The organism is Sulfitobacter sp. 1A12779, assembly GCF_043557315.1.
GTDB lineage: Bacteria > Pseudomonadota > Alphaproteobacteria > Rhodobacterales > Rhodobacteraceae > Sulfitobacter > Sulfitobacter faviae.
The window spans coordinates 82,061-100,625 of the sequence record NZ_JBIFFU010000009.1; the positions used below are offsets into that span (position 1 = coordinate 82,061).

The 18,565-nt window shown below is 63.3% G+C and carries 20 protein-coding genes; 10 read left to right on the forward strand and 10 right to left on the reverse strand.

Annotated features, from left to right (window positions below):
* Positions 1–14 precede the first annotated feature (14 nt).
* A complete protein-coding gene (locus ACGYLQ_RS12210) occupies positions 15–1,655 on the reverse strand; it encodes a DUF2125 domain-containing protein (RefSeq protein WP_394443224.1) in 1,641 nt (546 codons plus the stop codon).
* 142 nt (positions 1,656–1,797) lie between these two features.
* Here ACGYLQ_RS12210 and ACGYLQ_RS12215 point away from each other — a divergent pair, with 142 nt between their 5' ends.
* Entirely contained in the window at positions 1,798–2,547 is a 750-nt protein-coding gene (locus ACGYLQ_RS12215; protein WP_394443226.1) for an SDR family oxidoreductase, read from the forward strand.
* Positions 2,544–3,158, forward strand: coding sequence for an enoyl-CoA hydratase/isomerase family protein (locus tag ACGYLQ_RS12220; protein ID WP_394443227.1), 615 nt, complete (start codon positions 2,544–2,546; stop codon positions 3,156–3,158). Before ACGYLQ_RS12215 ends, ACGYLQ_RS12220 begins: the two co-directional genes overlap by 4 nt.
* Here ACGYLQ_RS12220 and ACGYLQ_RS12225 read toward each other — a convergent pair.
* Complete coding sequence (locus ACGYLQ_RS12225; RefSeq protein ID WP_231886283.1) at positions 3,155–3,460, reverse strand: HNH endonuclease; 306 nt, start codon at positions 3,458–3,460, stop codon at positions 3,155–3,157. The genes ACGYLQ_RS12220 and ACGYLQ_RS12225 overlap by 4 nt on opposite strands.
* Positions 3,461–3,581: 121 nt before the next feature.
* Between ACGYLQ_RS12225 and ACGYLQ_RS12230 the strand changes: the two genes are divergently transcribed.
* On the forward strand, positions 3,582–4,760 hold the full coding sequence (locus ACGYLQ_RS12230) for a TIGR03862 family flavoprotein (protein WP_394443228.1): 1,179 nt from the start codon (positions 3,582–3,584) through the stop codon (positions 4,758–4,760).
* Here ACGYLQ_RS12230 and ACGYLQ_RS12235 read toward each other — a convergent pair.
* From ACGYLQ_RS12235 to ACGYLQ_RS12255, 5 genes are all read right to left on the reverse strand, one after another.
* On the reverse strand, positions 4,757–5,350 hold the full coding sequence (locus tag ACGYLQ_RS12235) for a glutathione S-transferase family protein (RefSeq protein ID WP_394443230.1): 594 nt from the start codon (positions 5,348–5,350) through the stop codon (positions 4,757–4,759). The two genes, ACGYLQ_RS12230 and ACGYLQ_RS12235, sit on opposite strands and share 4 nt — an antisense overlap.
* Before the next feature lie 19 nt (positions 5,351–5,369).
* Positions 5,370–6,368, reverse strand: a complete 999-nt coding sequence (holA, locus tag ACGYLQ_RS12240) for a DNA polymerase III subunit delta (RefSeq protein ID WP_394443231.1) — start codon at positions 6,366–6,368, stop codon at positions 5,370–5,372.
* Positions 6,365–6,865 (reverse strand): LPS assembly lipoprotein LptE, encoded by a 501-nt coding sequence (gene lptE / locus ACGYLQ_RS12245; RefSeq protein ID WP_271688836.1) that lies wholly within the window; start codon positions 6,863–6,865, stop codon positions 6,365–6,367. The genes holA and lptE overlap by 4 nt, the downstream gene beginning before the upstream one ends.
* Entirely contained in the window at positions 6,852–9,398 is a 2,547-nt protein-coding gene (leuS, locus tag ACGYLQ_RS12250; protein WP_394443232.1) for a leucine--tRNA ligase, read from the reverse strand. The genes lptE and leuS overlap by 14 nt, the downstream gene beginning before the upstream one ends.
* Before the next feature lie 82 nt (positions 9,399–9,480).
* Positions 9,481–9,975, reverse strand: coding sequence for a DUF3576 domain-containing protein (locus tag ACGYLQ_RS12255; protein ID WP_394398757.1), 495 nt, complete (start codon positions 9,973–9,975; stop codon positions 9,481–9,483).
* 278 nt (positions 9,976–10,253) lie between these two features.
* Between ACGYLQ_RS12255 and ACGYLQ_RS12260 the strand changes: the two genes are divergently transcribed.
* Positions 10,254–11,231 carry a porin gene (locus ACGYLQ_RS12260; protein WP_394443233.1) on the forward strand — a complete coding sequence of 326 codons (978 nt, stop codon included), beginning with the start codon at positions 10,254–10,256 and terminating at the stop codon, positions 11,229–11,231.
* A gap of 102 nt (positions 11,232–11,333) precedes the next feature.
* Positions 11,334–11,987, forward strand: coding sequence for a YggS family pyridoxal phosphate-dependent enzyme (locus ACGYLQ_RS12265; protein ID WP_394398761.1), 654 nt, complete (start codon positions 11,334–11,336; stop codon positions 11,985–11,987).
* Here ACGYLQ_RS12265 and ACGYLQ_RS12270 read toward each other — a convergent pair.
* Both ACGYLQ_RS12270 and ribA read right to left on the reverse strand, forming a co-directional pair.
* Complete coding sequence (locus tag ACGYLQ_RS12270; protein WP_394443235.1) at positions 11,977–12,471, reverse strand: L,D-transpeptidase; 495 nt, start codon at positions 12,469–12,471, stop codon at positions 11,977–11,979. The two genes, ACGYLQ_RS12265 and ACGYLQ_RS12270, sit on opposite strands and share 11 nt — an antisense overlap.
* A complete protein-coding gene (ribA, locus tag ACGYLQ_RS12275) occupies positions 12,468–13,559 on the reverse strand; it encodes a GTP cyclohydrolase II (protein WP_394443237.1) in 1,092 nt (363 codons plus the stop codon). Before ribA ends, ACGYLQ_RS12270 begins: the two co-directional genes overlap by 4 nt.
* 162 nt (positions 13,560–13,721) lie before the next feature.
* Here ribA and ACGYLQ_RS12280 point away from each other — a divergent pair, with 162 nt between their 5' ends.
* The 5 genes from ACGYLQ_RS12280 to ACGYLQ_RS12300 all read left to right on the forward strand — a co-directional run bounded on the left by ACGYLQ_RS12280 (position 13,722) and on the right by ACGYLQ_RS12300 (position 17,316).
* Positions 13,722–14,408, forward strand: coding sequence for a response regulator transcription factor (locus ACGYLQ_RS12280; RefSeq protein WP_067261731.1), 687 nt, complete (start codon positions 13,722–13,724; stop codon positions 14,406–14,408).
* Between the two features lie 293 nt (positions 14,409–14,701).
* Entirely contained in the window at positions 14,702–15,490 is a 789-nt protein-coding gene (locus tag ACGYLQ_RS12285; protein ID WP_067261733.1) for an exodeoxyribonuclease III, read from the forward strand.
* 54 nt (positions 15,491–15,544) lie between these two features.
* Positions 15,545–16,465, forward strand: coding sequence for a thioredoxin (gene trxA / locus ACGYLQ_RS12290; protein WP_394443239.1), 921 nt, complete (start codon positions 15,545–15,547; stop codon positions 16,463–16,465).
* A 27-nt stretch (positions 16,466–16,492) separates the two neighbouring features.
* Positions 16,493–17,137, forward strand: coding sequence for an LON peptidase substrate-binding domain-containing protein (locus tag ACGYLQ_RS12295; RefSeq protein WP_067261736.1), 645 nt, complete (start codon positions 16,493–16,495; stop codon positions 17,135–17,137).
* Complete coding sequence (locus tag ACGYLQ_RS12300; RefSeq protein ID WP_271692896.1) at positions 17,134–17,316, forward strand: Trm112 family protein; 183 nt, start codon at positions 17,134–17,136, stop codon at positions 17,314–17,316. The genes ACGYLQ_RS12295 and ACGYLQ_RS12300 overlap by 4 nt, the downstream gene beginning before the upstream one ends.
* A gap of 15 nt (positions 17,317–17,331) precedes the next feature.
* Here the strand turns inward: ACGYLQ_RS12300 and ACGYLQ_RS12305 are convergent, their stop codons facing one another.
* Complete coding sequence (locus tag ACGYLQ_RS12305) at positions 17,332–18,558, reverse strand: FAD-dependent monooxygenase (protein WP_394443240.1); 1,227 nt, start codon at positions 18,556–18,558, stop codon at positions 17,332–17,334.
* Between the last annotated feature and the right edge of the window lie 7 nt (positions 18,559–18,565).

Below are 18,565 nucleotides of genomic sequence, written 5' to 3' on the forward strand. Positions count from 1 at the left end.
GGCCGCGCCGCCGTTTATTTGATCTGCTGACCGTTGGCGAGGATGCCGCCCTCTTCGGTGAACTCGATTCTGGAGGTCAGGGAATCTTCGCCCTCGCCCGGAACGGTGAAGAGGCCCATCATCATCCGCGCGCCCATCGCCTGCTCCTGCGGCACGAGGCCCATCGCCACCAGTTTGTCGAGCAGGGCCACGCCGCCGACCAGCGACAGATCCAGCGCGCCCACGGGTTTCGGCATGCCGGGCACGGTTTGCATATCGTCATTGTCAAAGGTGATTGCGCCCGAGGCGTCGAACTCGGCCCCGGCCACGTCCAGCGACACTTCGTTCACGTTCAGCGCGTGAATCTCGCCCGGTGCCTCATCGCCCATGGTGGCGGTGACTTCGGGGTCCATCAGTTCGAACAGCAGTTTGGCCTTGCCCGACAGGTCCACGACCAAGGTCGCCGGGTCGCGGGGCAATTGGCCGGTGGGGTCGAAGATGCCCCAGATCATGTCCGACATCTCAAAACGGTCGAGCGTCACGCCAAAGGCGAAATCCTGCGGCTCTTCGGACTTCAACACCGGCATTTTGAGGTTAAAGGCGCTCTCTGCCATGCTGAACTGGATCGGGAAGGGCATGTCGGCGGCGGTCACGCTGACTTCGATGTCCTGCTGGCCGCCGTCATAGGAAAGCCCCTCCGGCCCCATGGCCACGCCGAGCTTCGCCCCGGTCGAGCTTGAGATCAGTTGAAACTCCCCATTCTCGGGGTCGGAAACCTGCATGTCGGTGCGGCCCGCGCCAGCGGTAAAGCTGCCGTCGAAGGCCAAGCCTTCACGCATCATCGCGGCGACATTAGTGCCCTTACTCTCGTCCTCAGGGTCTGCTTCCTGCGGGTCAATGCTATCCATTTCGGTGTTCAGGTTGGTGCCAGATCTCAATTCTTTGAGCTTTTCTGCGGCCACGTCGGCGCCTGCGTCGATCATCGGCAAGGTGCCGCTGCCGTCAAAAACCACCTGATCCACACTGCCCTTCACCGCGACGCGGGCCGGGTCTTCGGGGGTTTTCATCACCACGTCATATTGCAGGCTGTCGATGCGGCCCGATTGATCATAGCGGCGCGTCTCGGTGCCGGTCATCTCGGTCCGGCTGCTGACGCCGGTGCCGATCAGGGTGAACTTGGCTTCTTCCTCGGTATAGCTTTGCTCGCCCACTTTGAGCCCGGCCAGCGTGAGCGAAATGCTGTCGGCGGCATAGTCGTATTGCAGTGCCTCGACGCTGCCGCTGGCGCGCATCACCGGCGCGGTCTGGGCGTAGTTCAACACCATCGACACCGGTTTATCCTCGGGCGTTTCGGGCGCAACGTTGATCGTCATCGGCATGACGGTGGGCATGCGGATATTGACCGCCCCGTCGCCTTCGGGCTCAAAGCTCAGCGTGCCGAGCGACATGGAGAAATCGCCGCCCTCTTCGGCCATGTCCATCTTCAGGGTCACATCGCTGACGGTCAGGTCATCGCCGCTGAAGGCTTCGCTCGCCTCGACCTCATAGCCCATGCTCTCCATATACTGGCGCCAATCGCCCCAGACGTCGGAAGGGGTCAGATCGGCCCAGAGGGGCGTCGAAGCCAGCGTGACCGGCAGGGCGAGGAATAGCGACGCGGTGGAAATGCGAGACATCGGAAAATCCTTTTCGGCAATGAGTTACGCATAGGGTCTGCCAATCCCCGCGCAGGGTCAAGCGATGCGAGGCTGGACCCGGGTTGATCGGCAGATTACCACAGCCCTCAAGCAATGTACAAAACAAGCGGAAGGATCCCCCATGGACATGACAGGCAAGACGATCATGATTACCGGCGCCAGCCGGGGCATCGGCGCCGCCGCCGCGCGTGTGTTCGCAGAGGCGGGCGGCAATGTCGCCCTGTTGGCGCGCAGTCAGGATGCCATCGCCGAATTGGCCGGAGAGTTGGGCAAACAGGCCATCGCCATCCCCTGCGACGTGACCCGCTATAACGAGATGACCTCGGCGGTCGAGACCACGCGCCGGGCCTTTGGTGGCCTCGACGTTCTGATCAACAACGCAGGCGTGATCGACCCGATCTCGCTCATGGGAGAGGCCGATCCCGCGGATTGGGCCAAGGCGATCAACATCAACGTGACGGGTGTCTTCCACGGCATGCGCGCGGCGCTGCCCTTGATGAAGGAAAACGGCGGCGGCTCGGTGCTGACGATCTCTTCGGGCGCGGCGCATAACCCGGTCGAGGCGTGGAGCCACTACTGTGCCTCCAAGGCGGCGGCGAATATGCTGACCCAGTGTTTGCACCACGAAGAGGGCGGCAACGGCATCCGCGCCATCGGCCTGTCTCCCGGCACCGTGGCCACCGACATGCAGCGCGACATCAAGGACAGCGGCGTGAACCCGGTCAGCCAGTTGGATTGGGACGTGCATATCCCCGCCGATTGGCCCGCCCGCGCGCTGCTATGGATGTGCGGCCCGGAGGCGGATCGTTTCTTGGGGGATGAAATTTCCCTGCGGGACGAAGGCATCCGCAAGGCGGTGGGCCTCATATGATCGAGCTTGACCGCGCGGGCGACATCTGGACCGTCACGATCAACCGCCCCGACAAGGCCAATTCCCTGACCCATGCGATGCTGGTCGAATTGGCTGAGATCATGGAAGAGGCGCAGGCCGCCCGCGCGGTGATCTTGACCGGGCGCGGCAAGGTGTTCAGCGCCGGGGCCGATCTGGACGAAGCCCGTGCGGGCCTTGCGAAGTCGGATGTTTGGGAGCGTCTTTCGGGCGCGGTGGCCGCCTTGCCGGGGTTGAGCATCGCCGCGCTTAACGGCACGTTGGCGGGCGGTGCGATGGGCATGGCGCTGGCCTGTGATCTGCGCATTGCGGTGCCGGGGGCGAAGTTCTTCTATCCGGTGATGAAGCTGGGCTTTTTGCCGCAGCCCTCTGACCCGGCGCGGATGGCGGCGCTGATCGGGCCTGCGCGGACCAAGCTTTTGCTGATGGGCGGGCAGAAGATCACGGCGGAGGAGGCGCTGACTTTTGGCCTGATCGACCGCATCGTCGCGGCGGAGGAGGTGCAAGATCACGCGCAGGCGCTGGCCACCGACACAGTGGCGGCAAGCCCGGACATCGCGCAGGAAATCAAACGGATGTGCGGCCCCGCCTAACGTTTGCGCGTGCCGCCCGGCACTTTGGAGCGGAAGCCGGGCGGGCGTTTCGCCACCCATGCGGCGAATTTGGCCAGCCGCGGGTGGCTGCGCAGCGCTTCGGGCGTGTTGTAGTGCCGCGCCAGTTCGGTCTCAGTCAGGGCTGCATGCACCTCTCGGTGGCAGATGTGATGCATCAGCACCGTCGGCCCGCCCTTGCCACCGCGCAGCTTGGGGATCAGGTGATGCAGGCTCTGCGGCACGTCCTCAGGGATGGGCCGGTGGCAGAGTGGGCAATGTGGCACGGTTTCGCCTTGGGTCACGGTCCTCCCTTTCGCTTGCATTGCAGGGCCACGGCAGGCAAGAGGATGTGTCAAATCCTCCCTAAGGCAAGGACAGGCCCATGGCTTCCCCGTCAGACAAGCAGACCCAAGGGCGCGCCGCGTGACCCGCGCCTTGGTCATCGGGGGCGGCCCCGCAGGGCTGATGGCGGCAGAGGTCATGGCACAGGCGGGGCTGTCGGTCACGCTTTGCGAGGCGAAACCCTCGGTCGGGCGCAAGTTCTTGATGGCGGGTAAATCCGGGTTGAACCTGACCAAGTCCGAGCCCTTCGCCCCCTTCCTCGCCGCCTATGAAGAAGCGCAGCCTGCCTTGCGTCCGATGCTGGAGGCTTTCGATGCCCAAGCGGTGCAGGACTGGGCCGAAGGGCTGGGGCAAGAGGTCTTTACCGGCTCCACCGGGCGGGTTTTCCCCCGGGCGATGAAAGCCTCGCCCCTGCTACGGGCATGGCTCGCGCGGCTGGCGGAAAGCGGGGTGACGATCAACACCCGGTGGCACTGGCGGGGCTGGGAGGGGGATGCATTCACCTTCGATACGCCCGCCGGGCGGGAATTGGTCGAGGCCGATGTGACGGTGCTGGCCCTTGGCGGGGCGAGTTGGCGGCGGCTTGGCGCCACTGGCGAATGGGCGCCCCTGCTGGTGGCGCGTGGCGTGGATGTGCAGAATTTTGCCCCAGCCAATGTCGGGCTGTTGGTCGATTGGTCCCCGCATATGACCCGCCATTTCGGCGCGGCGCTGAAAGGGGTGGCATGGCGCGCCGGCCCCTACCGCTCGCGCGGGGAGGCGGTGATCTCGGCCCGTGGGCTGGAGGGGGGCGGCATCTATAGCGTCTCGCGCGGGCTGCGCGAGGGGCAGGGGCTGACGCTTGATCTACTGCCGGACTTGAAGGCTCATGAGGTGACGGCGCGTTTGGCAAAGCCGCGCGGCAAGGACAGTCAGGCCAACCATCTGCGCAAACGGCTGAAGCTCAGCCCCGCCCAGATCGCGCTGCTGCAAGAGATGGCCCGCCCGCTGCCGCAGGAGGCCGAGGCGCTGGCCGCCTTGCTGAAAGACCTGCCCATCGCCCACGCCGGGCTGCGCCCGATGGATGAGGCGATTTCGACGGCGGGGGGGATAGGGCTCGACGCGCTGGACACAGGGCTGATGCTGCGCGCGGTGCCGGGCGTCTTTGCCGCAGGGGAAATGCTGGATTGGGAAGCGCCCACGGGCGGCTATCTGATCAACGGCTGTCTGGCGACCGGCCATTGGGCAGGCCGCCATGCTGTGGAATGGGCGCGGGGTTAACCGTTTTCCTTGGTCATCGCGGCCACGAAAGCGGGGCGTTCACGCAGGGATTTCGCCCAGAGGTTCAGTTTGTCATCCACCCGTGGGAATTTCGCGCCGATCGACCAGTTGATGCAATGCACCGCCAAAAGGTCGGGCAGGGTGATCTGATCGCCCATCAGGAACGGCCCCTCAAGCCGGTCGGACAGGATGCTGGCCGCCCGCTCGAACTCGGCCTTCAGGCTGTCCTTGATGGCGGGCACGCGGGCCTCTTCGGGAAAGACGAAACTGTGCTTTGCCGCGGCCCAGAGCACCGCGTCGAATTCGTCGATCAGCCAAAAGGTCATCGCATCCTGCCGCGCCCGCGCGGGCGTTCCGGCGGGGGCGGTGAGCGCGCCGTGTTTGTCGGCGAGATAGGTCATGATGGCGACGGAATCGGTCAGCACCTCATCGCCATCCACAAGCGCCGGGATCTTGCCCGAAGGGTTGAATTTGCGCGCCTCGTCCGAGCGGGGCGCTGCGGGGTTCAAATCGTAGGGCTGGCCCAATTCTTCGAGCATCCACATGACGCGAAAGGCGCGGGTCTTGGTGCCGCCGATGACTGTGTACATTGAATTTCCTCTCCCAAAATCAACGTTGTGCGCCCAGCATCGCGAGACGGATAAAGGCCCGTTCGACCAGCGCCAACGCCGGGGCGTGCTGGCCTGCGGAGCGCAGCTTGAGGTCCGTCTCGGTCAGCACCGCCAGCGCGGTTTCCAGCTTTACCGCGCCCCAGTTGCGCGCCTGTCGCATCGCACGGTCGCGGTCGCGCACGCCGTAGATCGGCGCGCCGGGGTTGGCGGCGATGCGGTAGAGGGTGCGGAAATGCCGGGTCGCCATGATGGTGAGCGTCACCGGGTTCACGCCTTGGCCTTGCAGCTTGCTCATCACCGGGCCGATCTCGGCGGCGCGGGTCTCGGCCACCACATGCAGGATGTCGTCGACCTCGGCCTCGGTCGAGGTGGGGGCGCAGGCGGCGATGTCATCCAGCCCGATGTTGCTGCTGTCGCTCAGTTTATAGAGCGTGATCTTCTCCAGCGTTTGCCGGAAATCGCCGGGGTCGAGGGTGCGGGCCAGATCGGTCAGGGCGGCCATGGCGTCGGCCTCAGGCGTGAGCTTCGCGTCCTTCAGCATCTGCTCGATCTCGGCCCGGTCGGGCGGGTTGTCGTAGATCGCGGTGGCAAAGGCGTTGGGGTGGCTCTCAAAGGCCTTCAGCACCTTCGAGGTCTTCTTGAGATCGCCGCCGGTGACCACGATCTGCGCATCGCCCGGCTGCCATTCCTTCAGCGCGTCGAGCAGGATTTTCGCGATATTGTCATTCGCCTCTTCCACCAGCGCGGCACGCGGGCCGGGGAAGAAGCCGACAGCCTTGATCGCGTCCAGCAGCATCGCCGGATCGCGGCGCAGCTCGCCCGCGGACATGCGGCTGAGGCGCATTTCCTCTTCGGCATTAGGGCCGAGCAGGTTTTTCAGGAATTCCTGCCGTTTCAGCGCCACGCGCATCGCGTCGCTGCCATAGATCAACAGCCCCGTCCGCGCGGGATCAGGCCGCGCGAAATAGGGTTTTGCCTCGCGTGGGGTCAGTTTCATTGGGGCAGGTCTGCCGCATAAAGGCGGCTGATCACGAGGTCCGCGAGGATGGTCATCAGACGTTCCTGCGCGTCCAGTTCCGCCGCGCGGGTCGCCACGGTGGTGCCGGTGGCGGAATAGCCGGTGAAGCTTTCGACCTTGCCCGAGGTCACGATCTGCCCGCTGTCGAGGTCACGCAGCGCATAGGCGGTGGTGCCGACAAGGTTGTAGCGCCGCGTGTTGCCTTCGCTGTCGATGGCCAGCCCGTCTTCGACCGTGGTGGTGGTCAGCGCCAGCCCCCAGCGGGGGGTGGCCGCGCGGCCAAGGCGGCTTTCCACCTCGCGCACCAGAAAATAGCCAAAGCGATCTTCCGGCGCGTCCACCAACACACGGTTTTGCAACGCCGTGCCTGCGCCGCCGGGCCCATAGACCGGCTCGAACCCGCAGGCGGCAAGCGCCAGTAGGGGCAGGGCCAGCAGGAAGCGGCGGCGCATATGGGTGGTCTTAGGCAACGACATTCACAATCCGTCCGGGCACGACGATGACCTTTTTCGGCGTGGCCCCGTCCAGCGTACGAATGACAGCTTCATGCGCCAGCGCGGTTTTTTCAACCTCTTCCTTCGGCATATCGGCGGGCACTTGGATTTCCGCCCGGCGTTTGCCGTTGATCTGGATCGGCAGGGTCACGGTGTCGTCGACCAGCATCTTCTCATCCGCTTTGGGCCATGGGGCCTTGGCGATCAGCCCTTCGCCGCCCTGATGCGCCCAAATGTCTTCCGACAGGTGCGGGGTCATCGGCGACATCAGCTGCGCCAGCGTCATGATCGCTTCGCGCTGCGCGGCATAGCCCGCCTTGGACTTCTGCAAGGTCGCGGTGAAGGCATAGAGCTTGGCAATCGCGGCGTTAAAGCCAAAGGATTCGATGCCCATGGTCATGTCATGGATCGTCTTATGCATGGCGCGCAGCAACTCGTCGTCGCCCGAGCCCGCCGCCTCGCGGTCCATCTCGGCCACGCGGTCACAGATGTTCCACACGCGCGAGAGATGTTTATAGGCGGCTTCCGCGCCGGAGGCTGTCCATTCCACGTCCCGCTCGGGGGGCGAATCGCTCAGCACGAACCAACGCGCGGTATCGGCGCCGTAGTTCGAGATGATGTGCAGCGGGTCGACAACGTTCTTCTTGGACTTCGACATCTTGGCGGAGGGGATGATCTCAACCTCGGTGCCATCGGCAAGTTTGCCATCGGTCACCTCTTCGGGGAGGTGATAGACCGGGCGGTCATTATCGTCGCGGGTCTGGTAGATCTCATGGGTCACCATGCCTTGGGTAAAGAGCGCGTCAAACGGCTCCACCGCGCTTTCGGGCAGATGGCCGGTGATCTGCATCGCACGGGCGAAGAAGCGCGAGTAAAGCAGGTGCAAGATCGCATGTTCGATGCCGCCGATATATTGATCGACGTTCATCCAGTATTGCGCGTCTTCCATGACGGTCGGCGTCTCGGCACGCGGCGCGGTGAAACGGGCGAAATACCACGAGCTGTCGACGAAAGTGTCCATCGTATCGGTCTCGCGCAGCGCATCCTTGCCGCAGGCGGGGCAGGCGCAGTTGCGCCATGTCGGGTGCCGGTCGAGCGGGTTGCCCGGCGTGTCGAAGCTGACGTCGTAAGGAAGCTCGATTGGCAGGTTTTCTTTCTTTTCCGGCACGACACCACAGGCGTCGCAATGCACAACCGGAATCGGGCAGCCCCAGTAGCGCTGGCGCGAGAGGCCCCAGTCGCGCAGGCGGTATTTTGTGACGCCGGTGCCGATGCCGTTCTCCTCGCAAAAGGCGATGGCGGCGTCGACGCCCTCTTCGCCGGTCTGCCACGGATCGCCCGCGAAGCCGCGGTTGTAGAATACTTTTTCGGTCTTCGGCGGCACGAAAGCGGCGTCGAGCTCAGGCGAAGCATCCTCGGATGGCAGGAAGGTCGAGATGATCGGCAGGTCGTATTTGCTGGCGAAGTCGAAATCGCGCGGATCGTGGCCCGGGCAGCCGAAGATCGCACCGGTGCCATAATCCATCAAGATGAAGTTCGCGATATAGACGGGCAGCTCTTGCGCGGTGTCAAAGGGGTGCCTCACGCGGATGCCGGTGTCCATCCCGAGCTTCTCGGCGGTTTCGATCGCCTCTTCGGTGGTGCCGCCCTTGCGGCATTCGGCGCAGAATGCGGCGATCTTCTCATCGTCGCGCTCCAGCGTCTTGGCAAGCGGGTGGTCGGGCGAAATGCCGACGAAGGAGGCGCCAAGCAGCGTGTCGGGGCGGGTGGTATAGACCTCGATCCGGTCGAACCCCTCGGGGGCGTCCACGGTGGAGAAGGCGAACTGCAATCCGCGCGACTTGCCGATCCAGTTGGCCTGCATCAGTTTCACCTTGGCGGGCCAGTTGTCGAGACTGTCGAGCGCCGAGAGCAACTCCTCGGAGTGGTCGGAAATCTTGAAAAACCACTGCGTCAGCTCGCGCCGCTCCACCGGTGCACCGGAACGCCAGCCGCAACCGTTCTCGACCTGCTCGTTGGCGAGCACGGTCATGTCGACCGGATCCCAGTTCACCACGGCGTTCTTGCGGTAGACGAGACCCTTTTCGAGGAAATCGAGGAACAGCGCCTGCTGCTGGCCGTAGTAGCCGGGATGGCAGGTGGCGATCTCGCGGCTCCAGTCGATGCTGAGGCCCAAAGGCTTCATCTGCTTTTTCATCTCGGCGATGTTGTCATAGGTCCAGTCCGCCGGATGGCCGCCGATCGCCATGGCGGCGTTCTCGGCGGGCATGCCGAAGGCGTCCCAGCCCATCGGGTGCAGCACGTTATGGCCTGTCGCGATCTTGTAGCGCGCGATCACGTCGCCCATCGTGTAGTTGCGCACATGGCCCATGTGGATGCGCCCGGAAGGGTAGGGGAACATCTCAAGCACATAGTATTTCGGCTTATCAGCGTTGCGAACGGCCTGAAAAATGCCGTCCTTTTCCCAGGCTTGCTGCCAGCGGGCTTCGATCTCGGCGGGGGTATAGCGGGGCATGAGGGGACCTTCGTGACATGAAAAACGCCGGGCTGCTGCTTTCACAAGGCCCGGCGTTGGAAACGTGTTGCGTTCAGCGGGCTTAGAACTTGCTGTCAGCGATGCGCATCTCGCGCGCCCGGCTGAGGATCGCATCCTCCACCGCGCGAGAGGTGGCCTTGGCGACAGGGCGCCCGCCGCTGGATTGCAGCGCGACATTGAGCGAGCGTGCATCTAGTGCCGGATCGTCGATCAGCACCGTGGCGCGATACGCTTGGCCACCGCCGGGCGGCGTGCCGTAACCTGTGACGATAACGCCGGTGAAAGGATCAACCGACTGCACAGGCAAGAAGTTCAGCACCTCAAGCGAGGCCGACCATAGGTATTTGTTCACCGAAACACTGGTGTCGGCATTGCCGCGGTTAAAGATCGACCAAATCGTATTCTCGGGGTTGGTCTCGATGTTATTGGGGTTGTTGGGGTTGGTGTACTGATCCGGCCGTTCCGTGGCAGGGCTGCCAAAGCCCCCACCACAGGCGGCAAGCGCGCTGAGCGCCAGAACGGAGATCGCTATCTTGCAAGCGGTACGAAGGGCCATTGCAGCTTTCCTTTGCCTGTTTGCGCTCCGGTCTATCCAAGCAGGCCCTTATCGGCAAGGTCTATGTCGGGTCTGCGTTCCACGGCTGAACCGAGGCAAATACGGCCTAACCCGGTGTCTGGTCGGAAAAACTGTGGCATAGCTGCACCAACCATGGCGACATTGAGAGGGAAGGCTGCGTGAACCTTGCCAAGTGCAGGTCATCGGGGGCAAACACCCTTCATACCCTTACCGGATTCCCCGGTCTGGGCATATGAATTCAAACCGAGGGAAAACTCATGAAAAAAGTTCTCTTCGCTACAACAGCCCTGGTTGCGACCGCCGGTGTAGCAGCAGCAGACGTAACATTCGGCGGCTACGGCCGTTTTGGTATCCTGTATTCCAGTGCGGCAGGGCCAGATGGGCTTGCGCAAACATTTGGTGATGATGGAACGGGAGACAGCTCCACCGACCTGACGTACCGCTTCCGTCTGCAGTTGGATGCAACAGCAGAGTCCGATACCGGCGTGGTTTTTGGTGCGCGTGTTCGCATCGAACAAGAAAACGATGAAGTCGACGATGCAGCCAACTCTGGCACCGGTATCAACGCACCGCGCTTTTTCGCCCGCTCCGGTGGTTTAGAAGTCGGCGTTGGAAACATTTACGGCGCGATCGAAGCTATGCCCGGCATGTATCCCATCGACCTCGGCCTGACCGGTCTTGAGTACCAATACTCGCCCTATCAGTACGGTGCCGACTTCTACGATTCCGATGGCGCAGGTGCATCGGCTGGCAGCGCCGGTACTGGTGCGCCGTTCCAGAACGCTGTTGAAGTTATGTATTCCTTCGGCGACTTGTCGGTGCATGTTTCGGCGTCGGAGGGTGCTCGCGACCGCGTGGCGGCACATGTCGCCTATACTTGGAGCGGCTGGACATTCGCGCTGGGTGGCCAGGACTCCAACTCAGCAACGGACACCGAGTGGCTAGCGTCGGCCGGTGGTTCTCTTGGCGCAGTTGATGTGAGCCTAGCCTATGCCGATAATGGTGCGAACGGCGACCACTGGACGCTCGCCGGTCGTTACGACGTCAGCGACGCGACTAATATCGAGTTCTATGTCTCCGATGCGGAAACCTACTTCGGTAACCCCACGAGCAACAACTCTTATGGTGTTGACTTTAACCATGACTTGGGTGGCGGCACGTCCCTCCGTGGTGGCGTTGCAAAATTCTTCCAGGGTCACACCGTTGCCGACATGGGTGTTCGCTTCAACTTCTAAGTTGAACGACAGACTGTGAATATTGGGGCAGGCCTTTCGGTCTGCCCCTTTTCTTTTGCCCACTGCTGTTGTTTTCTGCGCGCCTGACATGGAGGGCCGAAAATGAGTCTGAGCGACATCCAAAACCGCATCTCGAAAGCCGAAGCTGATGCAGGCCGCGCGGCGGGGTCGGTCAAGCTGATCGCCGTCAGCAAGGTTCAGCCCGATGCGCGTGTGCGTGCGGTCTTGGAAGAGGGGCACCGCTCTTTCGGAGAGAACCGCGTGCAAGAGGCGGCGGGCAAATGGCCCGGTTTTCGCGAGGATTTTGACGGCATCGACCTGCACATCATCGGCCCATTGCAAAGCAACAAGGTCCGGCAGGCGATGGAACTGGCCGAGGCGATCCACACGGTCGACCGCCCCAAATTGGCCAAGACCATCGCGCGGCTGGCGCAGGAGATTGGCCGCTGCCCTGACCTCTTCATCCAAGTAAACACGGGCGAGGAAGAGCAGAAGGCCGGGGTGATGCCCCGCGACGCGGATGCGTTCATTGCCGAGTGTCGCGCGCTCGACCTGCCGATCAAGGGGCTGATGTGCATCCCGCCGGTGGATGAGGCGCCGTCGCTGCATTTCGCGCTGCTGGCCAAGATCGCTGCGCGCAACGATCTGACCGGCTTGTCGATGGGCATGAGCGGCGATTTCGAGCAGGCCATCGCACTGGGCGCCACCCATGTGCGTGTGGGCTCCGCCATCTTCGGCGAACGGGTTAGCGGATAATCAGCCGCGTTGCCGGACCCACATGCGCGGCGATTTCATGCAGGTCGCTCCGTGCAAAAGCAATGCACCCTTCGGTCGGATAGCCGGGTCGCCGCCATTGGTGAATGAAGATCGCAGAGCCGCGGCCCGCCGTGGCGTCGGGCCAGTTCCAGTCGGTCAGGATCACCAGATCGTAAAGTGGATCGGCGCGGCGCAGGGTCTCATGGCTATGGGGGTAGGGCGCGCGGACGCGGTGGTTGTAGTCGGGTTGGCCACTGGCGTCGGACCACAGATCGCCCGGACCGATCGGTTGGGCCCAAGCGCTTGGCGCCGGGATGCGGTCAGGCCGGTAGAGCATTCCCACCAGACGATGCACCCCGCGCGGCGTGGCGCCATCGCCCTCGCGTTTGCCATCGGTCAGCCCGCCCTTGCCGATACTACAGGCATAGCGCCGCCCTTGAAACCGCAGCCCCGTCGGCGTCAGCACCATGTCATTCGGGGTCATAGCAGATGCCCCGATTTCGCGGCTTTGGTGGCGAGATAGGCGCTGTTGTGGCGGTTCTCGCCCACGGCCAGCGGGACACGCTCGTTAACGGCAATGCCGCTTTGCTCCATCATGCCCACTTTGCGGGGGTTGTTGGTCAGCAGGCGCACGGCGGAGAACCCCATCGAGCGCAGGATGTCGGCGCCGAGGCGGAAGTCGCGTTCATCATCCTCGAACCCTAGCCGATGATTGGCTTCGACCGTGTCAAATCCCTGATCCTGTAGGGAATAGGCCCGCATCTTGTTGGCAAGACCGATGCCGCGGCCCTCTTGGTTGAGGTACAAAAGCACACCATGCCCTTCGCCGCCCATCTGCGCCAGCGCGGCGCGCAGTTGTGGGCCGCAGTCGCATTTCAGGCTGCCCATCAAATCGCCGGTGAAACAGGCCGAATGCAGGCGGCAAAGCACCGGCGTGTCGCGGGCAGGGCGGCCGATTTCGATGGCGTAATGCTCTTCGCCGCCATCCTCGGGGCGGAAGATATGCAGGCGCCCGGCCTCGGAGACCTCCATCGGCAGGCGGGCGTTCACCACCGGATGCAGCGCGCTGCGCTCGGCAAGGATCGGGGCGGCGGCGGTAAGGTCGATCAAGGTCAGACCATGCGTCCGCGCGAAATCGGCCCCCTGCGGCAGATCAAGCACCAGTGCGGCGGGCAGCATCCGGGCGGCTTTCACCAGATCAATCGCGGCGCGATGCGCCGCCGTATCGCCGCCTCGCGCGGTCTGAAGTGGCCCTTTCATCGGGGCGCGCAGGTCATCCGCCGGATCGGCGATGCTTTGCACCCAAGCAGGTGTCGCCCCCTCAGGCAGCAGCACCCGGGCGAGATTGCCATCATAGGCCCGCGCCTTGAGCGTTTCAGCCCGCCGTGCGGTGATCGCCAGCATCGGCGCACCGCCCAAGGCCAGCACATCCGCAAGGCGCTGTGCGGTCAGCGTCTCTGCTGCCAGCACGAGGGCGGCCTGCGCCCCATTGGCCAGAACCACGGGCACGCCCATGCGCAGATCGGCCCGCGCACGCGCCAGTTGTTCGGTGATGTCCGGGGCGAAACTCATGGTTTGTTGCAACTCCGCAAAGGCTTCCCCGTCTATCTAGGTTATATCGCAAGGAATTGAAACATTTCACGCTTTGTTGACACGAGGCTGTGAGACAGCGGTCACATCCCTTGTCCGGGCATCGCCCAAGGCGCATGTATAAGACAACAGACGGAGAGACAGATGGCCCAGCTTAAGAAAATCCTGCTTGTCGATGACGACGATGACCTGCGCGAAGCGCTGAGCGAGCAGTTGATCATGACCGAGGATTTCGACGTTTTCGAAGCGGCCAATGGCACCGAGGCGATGACCAAGGCGAAAGAAGCGCTTTACGATCTCATCATCCTCGACGTGGGCCTGCCCGATACCGATGGCCGCGAGCTGTGCCGCCTGATGCGCAAACAGGGGGTGAAAAGCCCGATCCTGATGCTGACGGGCCATGACACCGATGCCGACACGATCCTCGGCCTTGATGCCGGGGCGAATGACTATGTCACCAAACCGTTCAAATTTCCCGTCCTTCTGGCCCGCATCCGCGCGCAGCTGCGCCAGCATGAACAGTCCGAAGATGCGGTGTTCCAGCTCGGGCCCTATACGTTCAAACCCGCGATGAAGGTGCTGACCACGGAGGACGACCGCAAGGTGCGTCTGACCGAGAAAGAGACCAATATCCTCAAGTTCCTCTACCGCTCCAATGACGGTGTGGTGCCGCGCGATGTGCTGCTGCATGAGGTCTGGGGCTATAACGCGGGCGTCACGACCCATACGCTTGAAACCCATATCTACCGCCTGCGGCAGAAGATCGAGCCTGACCCCTCGAACGCCCGTTTGCTGGTGACGGAATCCGGTGGCTATCGCCTGATGGCATAAAAACCGGGAACCAATTCCGACCCCCGTGGTTGGAATACCTGAGAGGCGGGGTTTTCATGACCCGCACCTCGGTTTGAAGCCCGACTTTTGTACCCGGGTAAAGGTACATACCTCCCTGTTGGACTGGCCGGGCCTTTGTGCCCGGTCTTTTTTTTGGGGGGGGAGATCGTCGCCCTGGACTGGAATCAAGCCGCAGGCGATGGCCCTCACCGCAAGGAAGCCCCATTTCCGCATGGCACCCCCGCGCCGCCCGCGTTACTGTGCCGAACCACCCCCAGACCGGAGCCTCCCCCATGTCCTTTACCCTCGCCACTTGGAACATCAACTCCGTCCGCCTGCGCGAGCCTTTGGTGCTGAAACTGCTGGCCGAACACGGGCCGGATGTCCTCTGCCTGCAAGAATGCAAAAGCCCCGTGGACAAGATCCCGGTCGAGGCGTTCAAGGCGGCGGGCTACACCCATATGGTCGCGCGGGGGCAGAAGGGCTACAACGGGGTGGCGATCCTGTCGAAACTGCCGCTGGTGGATGCGGGCGATCAGGATTTCGCCATGCTGGGCCACGCCCGCCATGTCGCGGCCAAGCTGGAGAATGGCGCAACGATCCACAATTTCTACGTCCCCGCAGGCGGCGACAAACCCGACCGCGAGATCAATGAGAAGTTTGGCCAAAAGCTCGATTACCTCTCTGAGATGCGCGACTGGTTCCATGGCGACAAGCCCGAGAAGTCGATCCTTGTGGGCGACCTCAACATCGCCCCGCGTGAGGATGACGTCTGGGATCACAAAAAGCTGCTAAAGATCGTCAGCCACACCCCGGTCGAGGTCGAAGCGCTTGGCGCGGTGCAGGATGCGGGCAATTGGGTCGACATCACGCGGCAGGATGTGCCGGAGGGCAAACTCTATAGCTGGTGGTCCTACCGCGCCGCCGATTGGGATGCCGCTGACAAGGGCCGCAGGCTGGATCATATCTGGGCCACATCGGATATCGCGCAAGCCGGGCACTCCAGCCACATCGTCCGCGATGCGCGCGGTTGGGAGAAACCCAGCGACCACGCGCCGGTTTTTGCCAGTTTTGACCTTTGAATCGCGCCCCCGCACGTCCATATAAGGCCAAACGCGATTAGCGAGGATAACAGCATGACCGACCTGAACCTTTCCACCGCCGCCCCTGCGGATGCCGATCTGATCAAGGACACGACCGAGGCGACCTTCATGGCTGATGTGGTCGATGCCTCGCAAACGGTGCCGGTCATCGTTGATTTCTGGGCGCCGTGGTGCGGCCCTTGCAAGACACTTGGCCCGATGCTGGAAGACGCCGTGCGCGCGGCCAAAGGCGCGGTGAAGATGGTGAAGGTCAACGTCGATCAGGCCCAGAATATCGCCGGTCAGTTGCAAATCCAATCAATCCCCACGGTCTATGCCTTCTATAAAGGTCAGCCGGTTGACGGTTTCCAAGGCGCGCTGCCGCAGTCCGAGATCAAAGCCTTCGTCGACCGTGTGGTAAAAGCGGGGGGCGGCGAAGCGCCCGGTGACACGCTGGCCGATGCCGTCGCCGCCGCCGAAGAGATGCTGGCCGAAGGGGCCGCCACCGACGCGGCGCAGACCTTTGCCGCGATCCTCGAAGAAGACCCGATGAACGCGCCTGCCTATGGCGGCATGGTTCGGTCTCACATCGCCATGGGCGCCTTGGATCAGGCCGAGGCGCTGCTGAACGGCGCGCCGATCGAAATCTCCAAAGCCCCCGAACTTGAAGCCGCCCATGCCCAGTTGCAACTGGCGCATCAGGCCGCCGATGCCGGCCCCGTAGCCGAGTTGACCGAGAAGGTCGAGGCCAACCCCGACGACCATCAGGCGCGCTTCGATCTGGCCCAAGCGCTCTATGCCCATGACAATGCCGAAGCTGCCGTCGACCACCTGCTAGAGCTCTTCCGCCGCGATCGGGAGTGGAATGAAGGCGCCGCCAAGGCGCAACTTTTCACTATTTTCGAGGCACTTAAGCCCAATGATCCGGTGGTGCTGAATGGCCGTCGCAAACTGTCATCAATGATATTTGCCTGAGGCGTCGGTCGCGCTAAGTCCCTTGTCATGATCAAGCCAGCAGAACTGCCCAAGACTATTGCGATCTTTCCGTTGGCAGGGGCGCTGCTGCTGCCCCGCTCGCGGCTGCCGCTGCATATCTTCGAGCCGCGCTATCTTCAGATGATCGAAGACGCGCTCAAGACCGACACGCGGTTGATCGGCATGGTCCAGCCCAACGAACTGCCCGGCCGTGACGGCCATGGGCTGCACCAGATCGGCTGCGCGGGCCGCATCACCCAGTTTTCCGAGACCGAGGATGGCCGCTATATGGTGACTCTTGGCGGCGTCTCGCGCTTTCGCGTGGTGGAGGAGATCGAGGGCTTTTCCCCCTATCGCCGCTGCGATGTGAATTGGTCGGGCTTTGACCGTGACTTGGGTGAGGATGAGGTCGACGACAGCTTTGACCGGGCGCGGTTTCTTGACCTTCTGGGGCGCTATTTCGACAGCCGCGGCCTTTCCGCCGATTGGGACACGTTGAAAGATGCCGAAGATGAGTTGCTGATCAACTCCCTGTCGATGATGCTGGAGTTCGAGGCCGAGGATAAACAGGCGCTGCTGGAGGCGCCTTCGCTGGAGACCCGGCGGGAGACATTGGTGACATTGATCGAATTCGCGATGCGCGGCGGTCAGGAAGAGGGCTTGATGCAATGACGGATGCGACCGTTCAATTCGACCGCCGGATGCTGGAGGCATTGATCTGCCCGCGCACGCAGACGACGCTGACCTATGACGCGGAAAAGCAAGAGCTGGTGTCGAAAGCCGCCGGACTGGCCTATCCCATCCGCAACGGCATTCCCGTCATGCTGCCGGACGAAGCGCGGAGGCTGTAACGCCCCGCCGCTCCGTTAAAGGGGCTTGCCACGCATTAATCGGGGCAGCTCCCCCGTCAGCCCTGCGGCTTCGCGGATAAAGGTTCGGCGCAGGCCGGGTAGGGCGTTGATTGCGGCCATGCCCATGTCGCGGGCCAACCGCAAAAGCGCATTATCGTTCGAAAACAGTCGGTTGAAACTGTCGGTCGCCAGCGCCAGGCTGGCATTGTCGAAGCGCCGCCATTCCTGATAGCGCGCGAGGACCGCGTCGTTTCCGGGGTCTTCCCCGCGGCGAACCGCATCGGCAATCACCTCGGCCAAGGCTGCCACATCGCGCAGGCCCGCGTTCAGCCCCTGACCGGCGATGGGATGCACCCCATGGGCCGCGTCGCCCAAAAGCGCCACGCGCGGGGCGGTCATGGAATGGGCCAGCGACAGGCCCAGCGGATAGCTGTAGCGCGGGCCGGTCAGCGAAAGCTCCCCCAAAAAACTGCCAAAGCGCGGGCGCAGCACCTCAAGGTATTGCGCATCCGGCAGGGCGTTGATCGCGGCGGCATTGGCGCTCGCTTCGCTCCAGACGATCAGCGAGCGGTTGCCGGTCAGCGGCAGGATCGCCAGCGGGCCGGGGGGCATGAAGAATTGATGCGCGATGCCGTGGTGCGGCTTTTCGTGATCCACCACGCAGACCAGCGCCGTCTGACCATAGGACCATGCGACACGCTTGATTCCCGCGCGTTCCGCCGTGCCGCTGCCGCGGCCATCGGCCCCCACCGCCAGTCTTGCGCGCAGGGTCTTGCCGCCCTCAAGTGTCAGAGTGATGCCGGTCGGCGCCACCGATTGCCCCGTAACGCGGGTGTCGTTCATCATCGTGATCGCCGGATCGGCGGCCGCCGCTTTCAGCAGCGCGCGGCGCAGATGGCGGTCTTCGACCATCTGGCCCATCGGGCCTTCTTCGATCTCGGCATGGTCGAAATGCATGAACATGGGAGAGGGGCCGGTTCCGGCGCGCCCGTCGGTGACCTTGATCTCCAGCATCGGCTGGGCGTCGCCCGCGATATCGGGCCAGATGCCGATGCCCTCCATCAACCTGACCGAGGTCAGCGCCAGCGCATAGGCGCGCCCGTCGAAGGCGGCGTTCTCAAAGGTCTGTGCGGGCTGGGCGTCAATCACAGCCACGCGCAATCCCGCGCGGGTGAGGGCCAAGGCAAGGGCGGGGCCGTTCAGTCCCCCGCCGATGATCGCGATATCGTGGTCAAAATCCATGGCCCTA